This window comes from Limimaricola cinnabarinus LL-001, from assembly GCF_000466965.1.
GTDB classification, from domain to species: domain Bacteria; phylum Pseudomonadota; class Alphaproteobacteria; order Rhodobacterales; family Rhodobacteraceae; genus Limimaricola; species Limimaricola cinnabarinus.
This window is the reverse complement of record NZ_BATB01000172.1, coordinates 1-793: the sequence shown is the minus strand read 5'-3', so window position 1 is coordinate 793 and position 793 is coordinate 1. Positions and strand designations below refer to the sequence as shown.

Annotated in this window: 1 protein-coding gene and 1 pseudogene; one reads left to right on the top strand and one right to left on the bottom strand. The window is 63.6% G+C overall.

From position 1 onward, the window contains the following. The coding region (locus MBELCI_RS18950; RefSeq protein WP_045320572.1) for an IS5 family transposase at window positions 1-595 on the bottom strand (595 nt) is incomplete at its 3' end. A 65-nt stretch (window positions 596-660) separates the two neighbouring features. Here MBELCI_RS18950 and MBELCI_RS22200 point away from each other — a divergent pair. Further along, window positions 661-793 (top strand): annotated as a pseudogene (locus MBELCI_RS22200) (IS3 family transposase); the annotation flags it as partial.

The following is a 793-nucleotide window of genomic DNA, read 5'->3' as shown; positions in this document are numbered from 1 at the left end:
CTCGGTGACAGCCAACAGTCACGGTGTCGATCGGCTCGTCCTCGGGGATCTGCTCGAGCAGGTCCGGCAGGACCGGGCTGTCACCGTCGCGGCTGGGAGTGAACTCCACGGCGCGGATGTCGGAAGTGGCCGTATCCATAGCCAGATGGATCTTCCGCCACTGGCGACGGCCCTGCGGACCATGCTTGCGGGCCTGCCATTCGCCATTGCCCAGGAACTTGATCCCGGTGCTGTCAACGAGCAGGTTCAGCGGGCCACTGGCTCGCCGATACGGGATCTGGACGGCCAGGCTTTTCTGTCTGCGGCACAGCGTCGAGTAATCCGGCACCGGCCAATCCAGCCCTGCCATCCGCAGCAAGCTGGCTACCATCCCGGCCGTTTGCCTCAACGGCAGCTTGAATAGCACTTTGATCGACAAGCAGAACTGTATCGCACCCTCGGAGAAAACAGGGGGACGTCCCGGCCGTCCCTCACGCGGTGCGAGCCACGTCATCTCCCGGTCCAGCCAGATCAGCAGAGAGCCGCGCTTCCGCAGCGCGGCGTTGTAAGCGGACCAGTTCGTCGTGCAGTAGCGGGCAGGCATGGGCTTCGTCATGCCCGCCCATCTAAGCGGCTGATCCGCTATGAAAACCGTCAGGCGGGGAGTTCTGCAACAACGCCTCTGTGGGGCGGCAGTGCCGGCTGCTGTCGCTCTCGCGATCGTCGTTCTACTACCGGCCAACCGGGGAGACCGAGCTGAACTTCGACCTCATGCGGCTGATCGACGGACAATTTCTCGAAACGCCGTTCTACG